Origin of the sequence: Paenibacillus sp. GCM10027629, assembly GCF_042676425.1 — a bacterium.
GTDB classification, from domain to species: Bacteria; Bacillota; Bacilli; order Paenibacillales; family Paenibacillaceae; genus Paenibacillus_K; species Paenibacillus_K terrigena.
Genome location: NZ_JBHTGZ010000003.1, coordinates 1,072,148 through 1,087,149, shown reverse-complemented (window position 1 = coordinate 1,087,149; position 15,002 = coordinate 1,072,148). Strand labels below are relative to the sequence as shown.

The window sequence follows — 15,002 nt, the reverse complement described above, 5'->3', positions numbered from 1 at the left end:
CCTCTTTTTATCATGACCCTCCTGATGACAACTGGCGGAACAAGCGGACGAATCTTCGCAACCCCTCCCGCAGTTGTAGTTCATTCAAATAGGAATAGCTCATTCGAATCCTAGAATTCATTTCCCTGCGCGGGTCGCAGATGGAGCCTGGCACAAAGGTAATGGATTGCTCGATGCAATTGCCGAGAAGGCTTTCCATCGGGGTAGATTCCGGAAGCTTGATCCACAAATTAAATCCTCCTGCCGGGGAATTCCATTGCCAACCTGTAGCGGACAACTCATCTTCCATAATTTCCTTGCGAACCGCCAGCGCCGTCCGGAGTTTCTCCAAGTGCTGCTGCATGCGTTCCGAAAAGAAATAATGCAAAAAGATTTTTTGGTTCAGCAAAGGCGTCCCGCTGTCCGATAGCGATTTCGCCTTGACCAAATATGTCATGATGCTAGGGCGGCAGGCCACCATGGCAATACTCAAGCCCGGGGCAATGTATTTGCTGAAACTTCGAATATAAATCGTGCACCCGGCCGTATCGTAAGCGAAAAAAGGCGGCGGCGGTTCTTCACCGAAATAGATATCTGGACAAGGATCGTCCTCTACCAATAGACATTGATATTGAGCCGCCAGATCAACAATCCTCTTCCGTTGTTCTGCAGGGACGGTGTAGCCCGTTGGATTTTGAAAGGTAGGATTGAGATAAAAAAGACGCGGCTTGTATTTTTGCATAAGCTCTTCCACCTGATCCAGATTATATCCGTACGGGTAGATATCGATCGGGACAATATTTGCTCCCTGCCTTCTGAACACGTCAATCGCCGGGCTATAGGTGGGCCTTTCGAGCAATACGGTATCCCGCGGTTTGACCAGCACTCTGGCTATGAGATCGATAGCTTCCTGCGAACCGGAGGTGATCAATACTTCATCCTTCGTCAGATCGAAATGATGACGGTCCGCAAAATATTGGCAAAGTGTTTCCCGTAGTTCCATGTCCCCCTGCGTTGTAGAATAGGTCCCTAGCACTTTTGGATAAATATCAAACACTTTTTTCACGTATTCAGAAAAATACCGGTTCGGCAGCAGATTAGGATCCATTAAAGCCTTGGAAAATTGATAAACGGCCTCCACCTGATGGATTTCGGAAAGACAGCTTTCATGTACATAGGCGGAAACGATCGGGTCCTGCTGTGCAGCGGGCGACAGCGTACTGCCTGGCTGCACATAATATCCGGATTTATCTTTTACATACACTTTGCGGTTTTGTTTGAGTAATTGGTACGCTTTGAAGACAGTTAATCGGTGAACTTCAAATTCCGACGCCAGTACGCGAATCGAAGGGAGTTTATCATGTGCCTTCCACTCCCCACGTCTGATCCGTTCCAGAAGATAGTCGTACACTTGTTCAAAAAGCTTATCCGAATGAACATTTGAAAGAACGTCTTTTTTCATATGCCCCTCCCCATCCCTCTTTTCCTCATATTTTAAACGATTTGTATAGTATCTGTTCTATTTGATTTCAACTGTTCTGTTCCATCCCCCTTATGATTGAAAAATACAAGGAGGAATGGACATGATTTGGATGAATTATTTGATAATGTGCTTGGTTTTCGGGACGACTTTTTTGGCTATTAAAGTAGGGATTGATGCAGGTGCGCCACCGTTTTTCTCAGCTGGCCTCCGTTTTCTTCTGGCTGGGAGCATCATTTTGTTATACATGGTTGTCAGACGAAAAGCGAGGTTGTCTCTTTTGCTCCGTAAAGAGATGTTATTAACGGGCGCGGGACTAACCTTTGGTGTATTCGCAACCTTATATTGGGCCGAACAATATTTGAGCTCCGGCATTGCGGCAATCTTGTCGGCGACGGCACCACTCATGATTTTGTTGCTTCAAACTGTGATTTCCCGTCAGCGTCTATCACTCAGCTCTTTGGTAGGCTGCCTCACAGGGACAGCGGGTGTCGTTTTGCTGCTCTTGCCCGGCATTGCCTTTACCTTTAGCAGGTTTTGGGTTCTTGGATGTGCGGCCGTGTTATTGGGCCAAGTCTTTTATTCCACGGGTACCGTATATTCGCGCCGTGTCGTGCAGCGGTTTCAAGATACGTCTCCCATTGCTTTGAATGCAGCTCAAATGATCTATGGCGGAGGGTTACTTCTGATCCTATCCCTGTTCACCGAGAAAATACAGATCGAGACCATGCTCGCTCCAAACGCCATTTGGTCGCTTTTGTATTTAATCATCGCCGGTTCGATGACTGGACACACCATCTTCTATTGGCTGATCGCCAAAACCAATCCCGTGTTTCCATCCACTTGGCTCTATATCTCGCCGTTAATTGCCCTTTGTCTTGGGACTGTATTGTATGATGAGCCTATTTCGGTTTTATCGGTGGTCGGCGGAATCATAATTATCATCGGAATCATTGTGATTAACATGGACAGTTTGAGAACCTTCGTGTTCAAAGGGAAACATGCGGGAAAGGAAATCAACAAACAAGTTACCGAGTAGCTATATAGAGACTCTATAAAAAATCCCAATCAAAACACTCGTGCAGAATCATTTCAGAAATGTCAGGGAAAGATACTTTTGGGATGTTACACAGACTTCGTAGTAGCGTTCAAATCACGAAAAAAGGAGTGAAATAGATGGCTAACAATAACGATCGTAATCGAAACGGTGATTCAGCTGAAAACACAGCTGGAATGAGTGCTGGAGATGCTGTAGGAACCGTGGGTGGTGGTGCTGCGGGTGCTGTCGTAGGTACTGCTTTTGGTCCTATAGGAACCGTTGTAGGTGGAATCGTAGGCGCATCACTGGGCAACCAGGCGGCAGATAGTGTCCAAGACGACGATAAATCCGAGTAAATACCCTACGAGTGAGGAATAAGTGAGAAAAACCAGGGTGCGGAGGATATCTCTGCACCCGACCTAATGGATATCAACTCTTCACGATGTGTACCTTTTCTGATGACTATAACAATCTATCCATAAAAACCCTCTTATGAATTTCTCATAAACGGGTAAATTAACTTCGCAAGACAAACCATACTTCAGGAGGTTAGTACATTGAAAAAATTCGCAGCTGTTGTCCTTTCTGCATGTTTACTCCTATCTGTAGCATCTGTAGCTTCCGCGGCCCCGGCACACGAAACAAAGCACAAAATGCACGCGAAGAGCACCCATAAACACAAAATGCATGCAAAGAGCGCTCATAAAGGCAAAAAACTTCATGCAAAGTCGCATAAAAAGGGTCATATGAAAATGAAGGGTTTGACACCAAAAGCTCTTCCAAAAACAGGCTTCGGCGGAGTAAGCGAATAAATGAAATGAGGGGAAACCCTCATTTTATTTATTCTAAGGAATATACGTATGGAACAAATTCATCGATTTAGTATCATGGTTATGTTCTTGCTGCTATTATGTGCCGGTTGCTCCTCTGGAAATCAGTTGAATCCCACACCGGATATTAACTCACAACCGCAACCACAGCCGCAGCCGCAGCCGAAGAACGTCCATATCGAGCATCTCCCTGTTAAACCAGAATTAATGCACAAACCTTTACCTTTGTCATCATTACCACCATCGAAATCAGCATCCAGACCTGCAATCATTCCTAATAAAATCTATATTCCGTCCGTCCGGATCCAGGCCAGCGTAGAACCCGTTGGAGTGTTGGATAACGGCCAGATGGAGGTCCCTGAATCCACCGAGAACGTAGGTCTTCTGATGAGCGGGGTCAAACCAGGACAACGTGGAAATGCTGTGATTGCTGGGCATGTCGATAATTATACCGGTCCTGCTATATTCTATGGCCTTAAGAAATTAAAACGAGATGATCCGGTACTACTCTCCGATGCATCTGGTAAATATTTAGTCTATAAAGTCCTTTCCGTTGAATCATTTAAGACGGTCGAAGCGCCTATAGACCGCATATTCGGAAAGACTGATGAAGCTCGGTTAAATCTCATCACATGTGCAGGTAAATATAATCGGCAAAAGAAAGAACACGAGAAAAGGCTTATTGTATTTACCCGGTTAATGGAATGAGATCAATACTACACAAAAATGGACAGTCCATAAAGGAATGTCCTATTTTTATCTCTATTGAACTTAAACTTCAATGATGATCGGCAGGATGATCGGTCGTCTTTTGGTGCGAGCATATAAATATTGCCCTAATGTATCTTTTAACGTCTTCTTCATGGTATTCCATTGACTCATTTGTTCGTGCTTCATCTTCTCAATAGTCTCAATGACAAGCTGGTTGATACCTTGAATAAGCTCTTCAGAGTTTCGGACATAGACGAACCCCCTGGAGATTGTATCTGGGCGGGATAACAGCTGTCCCTCAATTTTGCTTAATGTAACAACGACAATCAAGATACCATCAGCAGACAACTGACGTCGATCCCGAAGCACAATATTGCCAATGTCACCAATGCCAAGTCCATCCACTAAGATTTGACCCGCTGGAATACGACCCGATTGACGAGTTACCCCACTTTCTGTCTCCACTACATCGCCATTATTCAGAATAAAAATATTCTCATGCTTTACCCCTACAGCTTCTGCAAGCTCACGGTGTTGATGTAGCATACGGAACTCACCATGTATCGGCACAAAATATTTGGGCTTCATTAATGTAAGCATTAGCTTTAACTCTTCTTGACTGCCGTGCCCGGATACATGTAATTCGCTGCGAGAACCATAAATGATTTTTGCGCCAAGTGCGAACAAGTTATCTACAATCCGAGCTACATTTCGTTCATTTCCTGGGATGGGGTTCGCTGCAATGATCACCAAGTCTCCCGCTTCTACTTTCATTTGTCTTTGCGTTGAACTTGCGAGTCGAGCTAAAGCTGCCATAGGTTCCCCTTGGCTTCCAGTACAAAGGACGGCAATTTTATCGGGAGGGAGCTTCTTCGCTTCGTCGGTATCCACGAGCATTCCAGATGGAATGTTCAAATACCCCAACTCTTGAGCCACAGATACAACGTTCAACATGCTCCGGCCGAGTAAAGTGAGTTTGCGATTTGTTGAAATAGCAGCGTCTACAACCTGTTGAAGTCGGTAGACATTCGATGCAAAGGTGGAAATAAAAACTCTCCGATCCGCTTTATTGAACGCTTCCTCGATATGGGCACCTACAAGACGTTCGGATGGTGTGAATCCTGGGCGTTCCGCATTGGTGCTCTCTGACAGGAGCATTAGAACGCCCTTCTTGCCAATATCTGACATGCGATGCAGGTCAGGGTATTGCTTATTCACGGGCGTCATGTCGAATTTAAAGTCACCGGTATGTACAACAGTTCCTTCAGGCGTGTCAAATACGATACCGAGACAGTCCGGTATACTATGGTTCGTATTAAAAAAGGAACATTGAATTGCACCAAATTCAAGCTTGGAATTTGCGTCAATACGAACCATATGCGTTTCATTGAGAATAGCATGTTCCCTTAGCTTGATTTCAATGAGGCCTAATGTCAAACGTGAAGCATACACAGGGATTTGCAATTGCTTCAATAAGTAAGGAATACCTCCGATATGGTCTTCATGTCCATGGGTGACAATGATCGCTCGTACCTTATCTTGATTAGATAACAGATAACTTATATCAGGGATGATCAAATCTATCCCGAGTAAGCTTTCATCTGGAAATTTAGACCCGCAATCGATAACTACAATGTCATTTCCATACTGTAATACATACATATTCTTACCGATTTCGTTAACGCCGCCTAATGCTGCAACCCATAGACGGTCATTAGTCTGATTCATAGTAAACCCCCGTCTTTTTTGTCGTTTGTTCTTATGCATAACCCAACTGTTGAAAGTCGATTTGAATTTATGATATCCATTCCACACCCTAACCAACCAAAGCTTTTGCTCAAAAGGAATTAATATTTTCTCAATTGTGCCTAACCGCCATGCCTGTAAATAATCATTTACTTATATAATCATTTACTTATATAAAAGGCTGTGTATAATGTAAATGTATGAGTTCAGCGTGGAATGTCGAAAACCTCTATCCTAAACGTGTGAAGGAGTGCATCTATTGACACAAACCGTAGAAACACTTGTTGAGACGCTTAAGCTGCTAGCCGATAATACGCGGCTAACGATCCTTGCTCTTCTCAAAGAGAAAGAAATGTGTGTTTGTGATATCGTCGATATTCTTCAGACCACCCAGCCCAATATCAGTCAGCATTTAAGAAAATTGAAAAAAGGGGGACTGGTGATAGAAACAAGAAAAAGCCAATGGATTTATTACTCCTTAAATCTAGAAGACAAGCCTTACTTAGAAGGGATTTTAGAAGAGCTGGCTTCTATGAAGGATGATATTAGCAAGTTAAATCCAGATTGTTGCAAGTAATTCAAGGAGGACACCATGTTAGCTGTTGCATCCATTATTTTTATTCTTACACTTGTCTTCGTCATCTGGCAGCCTAAAGGCTTAAACATCGGCTATTCCGCTGTGGGTGGAGCGATCTTAGCCCTATTATTCGGGGTTGTCGACCTCCGTGATGTTTGGGATGTCACCGGCATTGTCTGGAATGCGACGCTGACCTTTGTGTCGGTCATACTCATTTCACTAATTCTGGATGAGATCGGTTTTTTTGATTGGTCAGCCCTGCACATAGCACGGTTTGCAAAAGGAAACGGGTATCTAACGTTCACTTATGTGGTTCTATTGGGAGCTGCCGTTGCTGCGTTCTTTTCTAACGATGGAGCCGCACTCATCCTAACGCCCATCGTCCTTGCCATGGTCAGAGCCTTGAAGTTTGACGATCGAATGATACTGCCCTTCATCATGGCCAGCGGGTTTATCTCGGATACAGCCTCCCTTCCGCTTGTCGTAAGTAACCTGGTTAATATCGTTTCTTCTGATTTCTTCGGTATTGGATTTGCGAAATATGCCAGCCGGATGATTGTCCCGAACTTCTTCTCTATTGGTGGAAGCTTACTCATGTTGTTTATCTTGTTCCGTAAAAGAATTCCAAAAACGGTGGATCTCACTGCGTTGAAGCAGCCTAGGGAAGCCATCAAGGATATGCGAATGTTTAAGCTGTCATGGGTCGTTCTTGCCGTTCTACTCGTGGCATATATCATCAGCGAATTTATACATGTACCGGTATCCTTCATAGCTGGATTCGCTGCCATTATATTTATTTTGTTCGCTAGAAAAAGTTCGGTTATTCAAACTGGAATTGTCATTAAAGGAGCGCCGTGGTCCGTAGTTGTGTTTTCGATCGGAATGTATGTGGTCGTCTATGGGCTTCGTAACGTTGGACTTACGGATGAGCTCGGCAAAGTGTTTCAGTGGATGGCTGATCAAGGATTGTATATTGCAACAGTTGGATCTGGATTTGTCGCTGCCATACTCTCCTCCGTGATGAATAACATGCCAACTGTCATGATTGATGCTCTTGCAATTCAAGGAACCACGACGCAAGGTGTGCTGCATGAAGCACTCATTTATGCGAACGTCATTGGCTCTGATCTTGGTCCCAAAATTACGCCAATCGGCTCGCTTGCAACACTCTTATGGCTGCACGTACTTGCGAAGAAAAATGTCAAAATCACTTGGGGTTATTACTTTAAAGTAGGAATCGTGCTGACTATACCCGTACTGCTAATGACATTAATTGGTCTTTATTTGTGGCTCAGCATCATTCATTCATAACAAAGGGGAAATGAAAAATGGAAAAGAAACTCGTTTACTTTTTATGTACAGGCAACTCCTGCCGCAGCCAAATCGCCGATGGATTCTTGAAATCGATTGGCGGACAACAATATGAAGTTAAAAGCGCTGGTCTTGAAGCTCATGGCTTAAACCCTAGAGCGGTTCAAGTGATGGAAGAAGCTGGCGTAGATATTCGTCAGCACGTCTCCGACGTGATTGATTCAGAGATCCTAAACAACGCTGATTATGTAGTGACGCTCTGCGGACATGCGGATGAACATTGTCCGGTTATTTCTAATCCGAATGTCGTGAAATGGCATTGGGGATTCGATGATCCTGCAAAAGCAACGGGGACGGAAGAGGAAATTATGGCACAATTCAGAAATGTTCGTGATGCAATTAAAGCCCGTATCGAAGCGTTTGTTGCGACTGGCAAATAGATTCTCGAATATAGTAATGCGGTCGTTGCGTAACGACCGCATTACATTTAAGTATGATTAGTCTAGAAAGTGCTGTATGATCAACGATCATACTAAAAGAGTAGGACCTGAACAGAAAATTGAATTGTGCTCATACCATTACCCTCCATAATATGATTAGATCTATACATTCAATCGGTTATACCAATCCTGACATATACAAATCATATGCCCATCCGGGTCATATACATCGAAATATTTGCCGCATCCCGGATTATCGTAACGTTCAGTTACGTGAATTCCTTCCACTTGGAGCTGCTTATATAATCCATCAATGTCTCTTGTACCAACTTCAAATAATGCTTGTTCCTTCTTATCTACGGATGAGAACTTAAGTTCAGATTCTACTTGATCAACGGGATTCAAAAATATCGTTGGACTATTACCAATCTTGATTAGTGCATTGGTATACTTCCCATCCTCTTGTCCGCGAATAAGCTCAAATCCTAGGCGTTCAACATAAAACTCAACTGATTTCTCAACCTTAGTAACTGGTACATGAATACAGTGAAGCCCCATTACTCTCTCAACCAATCTAACATCTCCTCACCATAGATAATGTTGCAACGCATTACAAATTTTACCATATTCGTTCGGTTAAACTTAATACAACTCCTCCAGCTCATCAATAAGTGATCCGACGTAAGCTGCAGCGCTGCGAATCGGATCAGGCTGAGACATGTCTACGCCTGCCAACTTCATCAATTCGAGTGGGCTCATTGATCCCCCGGCTTTTAACACCTCGAGCCAGCGATCCACGGCAGGTTGCCCTTCCTCTCGGATGAGCTTAGCTACGGCTGTGGATGCAGTTAGACCCGCAGCATATGTGTACGGGTACAAGCTCATATAGTAGTGTGGCTGACGCATCCAGGTTAACTTGGCATGCTCATCGATAACCACATCCTCTCCCCAGAACGAAGACAGGATATTCCCCTTCAACTCACACAATTTAACGGCAGTAATAGGTACATTTTTCATGGCAAGGTCGTAAACCCGGCGCTGAAGCTCCCCTTCAAGTAAATGGGTGACAAAGTTGTGGAAATAGGTACCCAGCAGCTGGGAAATCACCCATCGACGCATTCTCGGATCGTTAGAACGTGCCAGCAAATGATTCGCCAGCAGGAGCTCGTTCATCGTAGAAGGAGCTTCAATAAAATACATCGAAGGTCTGGCGTTCGTCAAACGCTGATATTTGCTCGCCAGCATGAGATGACCAGCATGGCCTACCTCATGGGCAAGCGTAAAGGCACCTCTCATGCTATCCGCCCAACTGATTAGAATATAGGAATGCACGCCAGAAATCGACATGCAGAACGCCCCCGTTCTCTTCCCTGCGTTATCCGCGTAATCTACCCACCGATTTTTAAAGGCATCCGATACGATCTCCCCGTATTCCGGACCAAGGATGGATAAGGCTTCCTTGATTAGATCTCCTGCTTCCTGAAAAGAAATGCCAGGACTGAAATCAGGATCAAGCGGAGCTTTCAGATCCGCAAACGTCATCTCGTCTAATTGCAGCACGCGCTTCTTAAGCGCAGCATATTTTCGCATATGTGGTGCTAGTTCTTCCTGCAGAATATCCAATATGTTGTTATACATTTCCGTTGATACCTGCTGCGGTTCCAAAAGCATGTCCGTAACAGAGTCATACCCACGCAAACCCGATTCAATCACTTGGCGCTTCACTTCGGTCCCATAGGCTTCAGCAAATGTATTGCGGTATTTGTACAATGTCTCGCTAAAGGTATTAAACGCATTTCGGCGCAGATCTGTATCCGGTGACTCAACGTACTTGTTCTCATATAGCGCAAATGATACCGGCACTTCTTCGCCTCGGCCATTCTCTGTTGTCGGAAATGTCATATCCGCCAGCTTACTACGTTCATAAATACGATATGGTGCTCCCAATACTTCGCCAAAGGAAGCAAGAACTTTTTCCGTCTCCGCCGTTAGTCTGTGCGGTTTCGTCTGAATAAGCAATCCAAGACTGCGTTCGAACTCTTGAAGCTGGGGCTGCTCTATGATGTACTGGTCAATCGAGCCGTCTGGTAGAGCGATAATTTCAGATTTGATAAAGGAAAGTGCTGAACTGACTCGTGAAGCAAGATCACGCGCTTTCGTCGCATTCATTTGATTTTCAGGACTGATGCTGTCACCGGATTGATGTAAATATGCAAAGGATACGACACGGTTGAGTCTAGCTTGAAGCTCTTCCTGTGCATGAAGACAGGCCAGCAGCATATCTGCTCCATCAACGAGTCTTCCTTCATACTTCGTAACGGAGGTGATGTCTTGCTGAACAGCGATTAATTCTTTTTCCCATGCCTCACGCGTTTCAAAAATATCATTCAAATTCCATGTTGATTCCGTAGCTACTTCAGCTCGGCTTAAAATTTTCGACATACGCTAAACACCTCTCCCATATGATTAATCGACATATTTGCTACCAACAAATCCCATCATATCATAGATTCGTATGCTTATAGAGAACAACAAATGCCAGAAGGAAAATTCCCCGCTGGCTGAATGTTTATATGAAAGTAAAGAGTAGTATATGGATTAGCGCACCCCTTATTTCTATACTTGATATATCAACTGATTCTTGTCAGGAGGTAAATGGTCACGATGAAATTGCATATTACATATGATCATCCCATTCCTATCAATGCTTTCGAATGGACACCTGCAACGTACCAACAGACACCCCATATGCATGCAAGTCTGGAAATCGGCCTATGTCTGTCAGGCAAAGGTACCTTTTCCTTCGGGAATAAACGCTATGCTGCGAGTCCTGGCGATTTGTTCCTTGTCAATCATGAGGAACGGCACGTTGCGCAATCAGATTCGGACGATCCGAGCCGCTACCTGTTCATCAACTTTGATGCTGCAATGTTGCTAGCGGAGGAGCCTGGTTTACTGCTGCCATTTTCATATCGATCTACTCACTTCTGCAATCATATTGCTGGTGGCTCAGCGCTTGCACAACAGCTTACGCCTTGGATCCTGACCATTGCAGATGAGCTGAAAGAGAAATCACCAGGCTATCTAGCGATGGCCAAAAGTGCACTGATCCAACTTTGCGGACGCCTTCTGCGCCATTATAACGGTCTGCTCACGGAGGATGAACGCTTAATCATGGTGAAGTCCGTTCATCAAGTCCAGTCGTTAGCCACATTGGTCGAGCAGCGCCACAGGGAGCCGATTGGCCTGGGAGAATTGGCCGATGAACTGGGTCTAAGTGTCTCACGCGTGAGTCGGGCCTTTCTGGAGACGACAGGTTATCGCTTCTCGGATTATGTGTCCCTACTGCGTGTACAATCCGCAAAGAGGGATTTATCAGGAACGGACAAAGCGGTTGCTACGATCGCATTCGAATGTGGCTTTCAGAGCTTGCCAACCTTCTATCGGGTATTCAAAGAGATCGTTGGCGTGTCTCCGATTGTGTATCGGCAATCCATGGGGTCAGCGCAATAAGCAAAAAATGAGAATATCTTCTTCATCATTCGAGAAGTCATTGCGCCGGGCGATCGTTATAATAAATGCAAACATACGTATTTCAGGAGGGAACATGTCATGACGAAATGGATTGGACTTAGAGAAATTGTACGCGAGGAAATAACGCAGCGCCGAGAGGAAGGTTGCGACGTATTAGGATTCACAGAGCGTCTCGACGCAGCCGGTACAAATGAATCGCAGCTGATGGACGTATATCATGCACTCATGGCGCTTGAACAAAGCACGGATTTTAAGTATGTTGAGCCATCAGAGCTGGAAGAAATTCGCGCCGAGCGACCGATTGGACCGCGCATGATGGTCAACAAATGGGACGACAGTACATGGCAAGACAAGTTCTATGGTGCTTGGCTCGGCCGTGCGGCTGGTTGTGCGCTTGGCAAACCGCTGGAGGCCCATTCTTTCATGAACGGTTCTGGTGACAGACCAGGCTGGCACAATATTAAGCTGTGGTTCGAAGGTGCCGGACAATGGCCGATTCGTCACTATACGCCGAGTGAATCGACTGCGGAGGCGCAATATAATCTCGAGATCGCTCACTGGAGCAGTCTGGCGAGTTGTGGCGACAATATTCGTTACATGGAAACGGATGATGATATTCGTTATACCGTGCTTGGGCTGCTAATGCTAGAGGAGCGCGGTCTAGATTTTAGTTCATGGGATGTTGGCAAACTGTGGCATCGTCATCTGTCATTTGGACAAGTATTCACGGCCGAAGCACAGTCATACTTAAATTTTGCACGCGTGACTTCGCATATAAGCGGAGAACGCCCGGAGGATTGGGAACAGCATATTCAATGGGGCCGTTCCTATTTGAACCCATACCGCGAATGGATCGGCGCCCAAATCCGTGTGGATGGGTATGCCTATGGTGCAGCCGGTCAGCCTCAGCTTGCAGCTGAGCTAGCTTGGCGTGATGCCTCCTTCTCCCATGTGAAGAATGGCATTTATGGCGCGATGTTCTGTGCAGCGATGATTGCTGCTGCATTCGTAGAGAGCGATGTGAGACGAATCATTGAGATCGGATTGCGTGAAATACCGAAGAATTGCCGTCTGGCCGAAGATATTTCGCTCGCGGTTAGGATCGCCGAGGAAACGAATGATCAGGTCGAACTTGTAAGTAAAATATGGGAGTCATTTAAACACTACCACCCTGTTCATACGAATAATAATGCTGCATTATGTGCGGCTGCACTCATTCATTCCGGTGGCGATTTCGAAAAAGGCATTACGACAGCCGTGCTTGGCGGTTGGGATACGGATTGCAATGGTGCAACGGTCGGTTCCATTCTCGGTGCATCGCTTGGAGCGGCAGCCCTTCCTAGTTCGTGGATCGCACCGCTTAACGATACTTTGTATGCCGAAGTCAGCGGCTTCCACCCCATATCCATTTCAGAATGCGCACGCAGAAGCTACAATGTCTTCCGTAAATTACAACCTTAACGAGAAGAATCGGCATTCTACCGACTATGATGATCGTTTGACGGAACCACGAACCTTCTAATGCCGAGGTTCCGTCGTCGTTCTGATCATCCGTCTATGATGCTATCTAACAGAAGTATTTTTATTCATGAATTGCTAATTATTCTCAAATTTAATATAATCGCATGGTGTGGCATTGATCCTTGATGGGTGGTGAACATCGTGACAGACCTTTATCCAGAGCTGGATGAGTTGATTCATTATATTCATGCACATATTTATGAACCGCTCACTTTATCTCAATTATCTCGCTATGCGGCATATAGCCCCTTCCATTTTACTAGAATATTTAAACAAAGGTTAGGGCTATCCCCGCAGCATTTCATTTCATCATTACGACTCCAGAAGGCTAAAGATTTGTTGCTCACGACGCCCTTCCCTATCCGAGAAATCGCAGAGGAGATCGGACAACAGAGTCTCGGCACGTTTACGACCCGATTTACACAACGTGTAGGCATGACGCCTTCCGTATTTCGTCATTCAACAATGTTCGCTGACGATCATTTACATCAGTTAGCCAATCTTGAACAATGGCCAACGCCGGGCATTGTTTCTCACATATACCCCAACCTAACTGGAACCATTCATAGCGCGTATTCGTTTGAAGGTGTGATTCTGATCGGGTTGTTTACGAAGCCCATTCCGGAAGGTCTCCCCAAATACGGAACCTTATTGCGCTCCCTTGGCGATTTTTGTATACCTTCTATCCAACCAGGAACATATTACCTCATGGCGACTTCCGTAGCTTGGGGGATGGAATCGAGAGAATTTTTGCTGCCGCACCATACACTTCGCACGCGCTCTAAGATGCCTATTATCGTCAAAATGAGTGAACCTATTCCGGATCAGAATGTTGAGCTCTATCCACCACGAATAGATGATCCTCCGATCCTGATCTCACTTTCATTGCTCATGAAACGTTTCCTGAATCGCCCACAATAGATCGCCCTATGCTCTCAAAAGAAAAAATCCCTTCTGCAAGAAAGGGACTTCATCGATCTATTAAATTCCTTGATTAATCTCAATCAAATTTCCAGCAGGGTCACGAAAATAAGCTACTCGCATATTCCATTCAAGCGTGTCATGTGGCTCTTTTACAAACTCAACTTCTCTGCTCTTCAATCGATCATATGTTGCGTCAACGTCATCTACTCTGAAAATGAGGGCAACCTGATCAAGGGCACTAAATTCATTCTTATTACGGAAGGCTGCAATAGGTTCACTCGCCATTGGAGGCTCCAATGCGATATGAATATCTCCTGTCTTAAACTCAGCAAACGGCGTGTCTTCATTGCCATACAGAACTTCAAGGCCCAGAATATCCCGGTAAAATATAAAACATTCCCTCACATTCGGCACTAATAATCTTACATGAGAAAACTTCAAGTTATTGCCCCCTTCATCATAGAATGATTTCCTCTTTCATGCTTGGAACCCTAGGTTTTGCTCCAACTCGTATTTCTGTCGAAGATGATGGCGAAAATGCATGCCGACAAGATCGTACCATTCTTTCGCATTCAGCCAGCCAAAGCCGCCATGGTTAACTTTGTAGTTTGGATTTATCGCATCTATGCTAGTTTCTAATTCTCTCAATCTCAGCATGACTTGATCGAGTCTATTCATAAGATCTTCTTGACTATCCCAATTGTTGGGGGGTGCATTTAATTCGTCTGGTAATTTGATTTTAATGGGTGGAAATCCTCCCATTTGATATAGACGTTCCCCAAAATCGCTCTTCCCGAGGTGTTGCTCTTCTTCCTGCCTCGCACATGCTTCTACATTATCCAGGTACTCATGGGCAACGAGAATCAAATGGTCGTACATTTGTCCGATTGACCAGACCCCTTCAGAAGCG

General features: G+C 45.0%; 16 protein-coding genes. 10 read left to right on the top strand and 6 right to left on the bottom strand.

Annotated elements, in window-relative coordinates; translation table 11 throughout:
• Window positions 1-10: 10 nt before the first annotated feature.
• Window positions 11-1,441 (bottom strand): aminotransferase-like domain-containing protein, encoded by a 1,431-nt coding sequence (locus tag ACFQZR_RS05575; RefSeq protein WP_379343613.1) that lies wholly within the window; start codon window positions 1,439-1,441, stop codon window positions 11-13.
• A gap of 121 nt (window positions 1,442-1,562) precedes the next feature.
• On the opposite strand from ACFQZR_RS05575, the gene ACFQZR_RS05570 reads away from it, so the two are divergent.
• From ACFQZR_RS05570 to ACFQZR_RS05555, 4 genes are all read left to right on the top strand, one after another.
• Entirely contained in the window at window positions 1,563-2,498 is a 936-nt protein-coding gene (locus ACFQZR_RS05570) for a DMT family transporter (protein WP_379343611.1), read from the top strand.
• A gap of 137 nt (window positions 2,499-2,635) precedes the next feature.
• Complete coding sequence (locus tag ACFQZR_RS05565; protein ID WP_379343609.1) at window positions 2,636-2,854, top strand: hypothetical protein; 219 nt, start codon at window positions 2,636-2,638, stop codon at window positions 2,852-2,854.
• Window positions 2,855-3,055: 201 nt separating this feature from the next.
• Complete coding sequence (locus tag ACFQZR_RS05560) at window positions 3,056-3,310, top strand: hypothetical protein (protein WP_379343607.1); 255 nt, start codon at window positions 3,056-3,058, stop codon at window positions 3,308-3,310.
• Between the two features lie 48 nt (window positions 3,311-3,358).
• Window positions 3,359-4,036 (top strand): class F sortase, encoded by a 678-nt coding sequence (locus ACFQZR_RS05555; protein WP_379343605.1) that lies wholly within the window; start codon window positions 3,359-3,361, stop codon window positions 4,034-4,036.
• A gap of 63 nt (window positions 4,037-4,099) precedes the next feature.
• Here the strand turns inward: ACFQZR_RS05555 and ACFQZR_RS05550 are convergent, their stop codons facing one another.
• Window positions 4,100-5,767, bottom strand: a complete 1,668-nt coding sequence (locus ACFQZR_RS05550) for a ribonuclease J (RefSeq protein WP_379343603.1) — start codon at window positions 5,765-5,767, stop codon at window positions 4,100-4,102.
• A gap of 277 nt (window positions 5,768-6,044) precedes the next feature.
• On the opposite strand from ACFQZR_RS05550, the gene ACFQZR_RS05545 reads away from it, so the two are divergent.
• The 3 genes from ACFQZR_RS05545 to arsC are packed head-to-tail and all read left to right on the top strand — an operon-like array spanning window position 6,045 to window position 8,113.
• Window positions 6,045-6,362: an ArsR/SmtB family transcription factor gene (locus tag ACFQZR_RS05545; protein ID WP_379343602.1), complete on the top strand. Its 318-nt coding sequence runs from the start codon at window positions 6,045-6,047 to the stop codon at window positions 6,360-6,362.
• Between the two features lie 15 nt (window positions 6,363-6,377).
• Window positions 6,378-7,673: an arsenic transporter gene (locus ACFQZR_RS05540; RefSeq protein WP_379343600.1), complete on the top strand. Its 1,296-nt coding sequence runs from the start codon at window positions 6,378-6,380 to the stop codon at window positions 7,671-7,673.
• Window positions 7,674-7,690: 17 nt separating this feature from the next.
• The gene (gene arsC, locus ACFQZR_RS05535) at window positions 7,691-8,113 is read left to right on the top strand and encodes an arsenate reductase (thioredoxin) (protein WP_379343598.1); all 423 of its coding nucleotides are present in this window, start codon (window positions 7,691-7,693) and stop codon (window positions 8,111-8,113) included.
• A gap of 162 nt (window positions 8,114-8,275) precedes the next feature.
• Here arsC and ACFQZR_RS05530 read toward each other — a convergent pair whose 3' ends face one another.
• Both ACFQZR_RS05530 and pepF read right to left on the bottom strand, forming a co-directional pair.
• Window positions 8,276-8,686: a VOC family protein gene (locus ACFQZR_RS05530; RefSeq protein ID WP_379343596.1), complete on the bottom strand. Its 411-nt coding sequence runs from the start codon at window positions 8,684-8,686 to the stop codon at window positions 8,276-8,278.
• 69 nt (window positions 8,687-8,755) lie between these two features.
• Window positions 8,756-10,555: an oligoendopeptidase F gene (gene pepF / locus ACFQZR_RS05525; protein ID WP_379343594.1), complete on the bottom strand. Its 1,800-nt coding sequence runs from the start codon at window positions 10,553-10,555 to the stop codon at window positions 8,756-8,758.
• Between the two features lie 222 nt (window positions 10,556-10,777).
• On the opposite strand from pepF, the gene ACFQZR_RS05520 reads away from it, so the two are divergent.
• The 3 genes from ACFQZR_RS05520 to ACFQZR_RS05510 all read left to right on the top strand — a co-directional run bounded on the left by ACFQZR_RS05520 (window position 10,778) and on the right by ACFQZR_RS05510 (window position 14,089).
• Window positions 10,778-11,626 carry an AraC family transcriptional regulator gene (locus ACFQZR_RS05520; RefSeq protein WP_379343592.1) on the top strand — a complete coding sequence of 283 codons (849 nt, stop codon included), beginning with the start codon at window positions 10,778-10,780 and terminating at the stop codon, window positions 11,624-11,626.
• A 99-nt stretch (window positions 11,627-11,725) separates the two neighbouring features.
• Complete coding sequence (locus ACFQZR_RS05515; RefSeq protein ID WP_379343590.1) at window positions 11,726-13,108, top strand: ADP-ribosylglycohydrolase family protein; 1,383 nt, start codon at window positions 11,726-11,728, stop codon at window positions 13,106-13,108.
• A 201-nt stretch (window positions 13,109-13,309) separates the two neighbouring features.
• Window positions 13,310-14,089: a helix-turn-helix domain-containing protein gene (locus ACFQZR_RS05510; RefSeq protein WP_379343588.1), complete on the top strand. Its 780-nt coding sequence runs from the start codon at window positions 13,310-13,312 to the stop codon at window positions 14,087-14,089.
• Window positions 14,090-14,149: 60 nt separating this feature from the next.
• Here the strand turns inward: ACFQZR_RS05510 and ACFQZR_RS05505 are convergent, their stop codons facing one another.
• Window positions 14,150-14,533, bottom strand: a complete 384-nt coding sequence (locus tag ACFQZR_RS05505) for a VOC family protein (RefSeq protein WP_379343586.1) — start codon at window positions 14,531-14,533, stop codon at window positions 14,150-14,152.
• Window positions 14,534-14,569: 36 nt separating this feature from the next.
• On the bottom strand, window positions 14,570-15,002 hold a 433-nt coding region (locus ACFQZR_RS05500), incomplete at its 5' end, for a DinB family protein (protein ID WP_379343584.1).

What these genes read in the sequence shown, in the direction of transcription:
- ACFQZR_RS05550 (WP_379343603.1), bottom strand. Translation starts at nt 5,767, where the DNA reads ATGAATCAGACTAATGACCGTCTATGGGTTGCAGCATTAGGCGGCGTT.
- pepF (WP_379343594.1), bottom strand. Translation starts at nt 10,555, where the DNA reads ATGTCGAAAATTTTAAGCCGAGCTGAAGTAGCTACGGAATCAACATGG.
- ACFQZR_RS05540 (WP_379343600.1), top strand. Translation starts at nt 6,378, where the DNA reads ATGTTAGCTGTTGCATCCATTATTTTTATTCTTACACTTGTCTTCGTC.
- ACFQZR_RS05555 (WP_379343605.1), top strand. Translation starts at nt 3,359, where the DNA reads ATGGAACAAATTCATCGATTTAGTATCATGGTTATGTTCTTGCTGCTA.
- ACFQZR_RS05565 (WP_379343609.1), top strand. Translation starts at nt 2,636, where the DNA reads ATGGCTAACAATAACGATCGTAATCGAAACGGTGATTCAGCTGAAAAC.
- ACFQZR_RS05515 (WP_379343590.1), top strand. Translation starts at nt 11,726, where the DNA reads ATGACGAAATGGATTGGACTTAGAGAAATTGTACGCGAGGAAATAACG.
- arsC (WP_379343598.1), top strand. Translation starts at nt 7,691, where the DNA reads ATGGAAAAGAAACTCGTTTACTTTTTATGTACAGGCAACTCCTGCCGC.
- ACFQZR_RS05570 (WP_379343611.1), top strand. Translation starts at nt 1,563, where the DNA reads ATGATTTGGATGAATTATTTGATAATGTGCTTGGTTTTCGGGACGACT.
- ACFQZR_RS05520 (WP_379343592.1), top strand. Translation starts at nt 10,778, where the DNA reads ATGAAATTGCATATTACATATGATCATCCCATTCCTATCAATGCTTTC.
- ACFQZR_RS05575 (WP_379343613.1), bottom strand. Translation starts at nt 1,441, where the DNA reads ATGAAAAAAGACGTTCTTTCAAATGTTCATTCGGATAAGCTTTTTGAA.